Origin of the sequence: Psychromonas arctica (genome assembly GCF_036697365.1) — a bacterium.
Classification (GTDB): domain Bacteria; phylum Pseudomonadota; class Gammaproteobacteria; order Enterobacterales; family Psychromonadaceae; genus Psychromonas; species Psychromonas arctica_A.
Genome location: NZ_JBAHZA010000049.1, coordinates 1 through 1121 on the forward strand (window position 1 = coordinate 1; position 1121 = coordinate 1121).

General features: G+C 48.2%; 1 protein-coding gene. It reads right to left on the reverse strand.

Annotated features, from left to right (window positions below):
* A partial coding sequence (locus V5290_RS17255) for an Ig-like domain-containing protein (protein ID WP_333388732.1) occupies positions 1 to 1121 on the reverse strand: 1121 nt, incomplete at both ends.

The window sequence follows — 1121 nt, forward strand, 5'->3', positions numbered from 1 at the left end:
GTGTACGTAAATTCGTCTTCACCATTAAAGTCTGCGTTTGGTGTGTAAGTCACGGTGCCGTCAGCGTTAATCGCTACTGTCCCGTTCGTGCCGTCTGTCACTGATGCAACAGGTGAAACTTCACCATCGGCATCCGTATCATTTGCGACGACATCGATAACTACTGGGGTATCTTCATCAGTCGTTGCGCTGTCTGCTACTAATACTGTGTCATCAGCAATCGGATCAACCGTCACTGTCACGGTTTCTGTATTGCCATCTTCATTAGTGTACGTAAATTCGTCTTCACCATTGAAGTCTGCATCTGGTGTGTAGGTCACGGTACCGTCAGCGTTAATAGCTACTGTCCCGTTAGTACCATCGGTGACTGACGCAACCGGTGAAACTTCACCATCTGCATCGCTGTCATTTGCAATGACATCGATAACCACTGGCGTATCTTCATCAGTTGTTGCGCTGTCTGCTACTAATACTGTGTCATCGGCCACTGGATCAACCGTCACTGTCACGGTTTCTGTATTGCCATCTTCATTAGTGTACGTAAATTCGTCTTCACCATTAAAGTCTGCGTTTGGCGTGTAAGTCACGGTGCCGTCAGCGTTAATCGCCACGGTTCCGTTCGTGCCGTCTGTCACTGACGCAACAGGTGAAACTTCACCATCGGCATCCGTATCATTTGCGACGACATCGATAACCACTGGCGTGTCTTCGTCAGTCGTTGCGCTGTCTGCTACTAATACTGTGTCATCAGCAATCGGATCAACCGTCACTGTCACCGTTTCTGTATTGCCATCTGCATTAGTGTAAGTAAATTCGTCTTCACCATTGAAGTCTGCATCTGGAGTGTAAGTCACGGTCCCGTCAGCGTTAATCACAACGGTCCCGTTCGTGCCGTCTGTCACTGATGCAACAGGAGATGTGACGCCATCGGCATCCGTATCATTTGCGACGACATCGATAACCACTGGCGTATCTTCATCAGTCGTTGCTGAATCAGCTACTAATACTGTGTCATCAGCAATCGGATCAACCGTCACTGTGACCGTTTCTGTATTGCCATCTTCATTGGTGTACGTAAATTCGTCTTCACCATTGAAGTCTGCATCTGGAGTGTAAGTCAC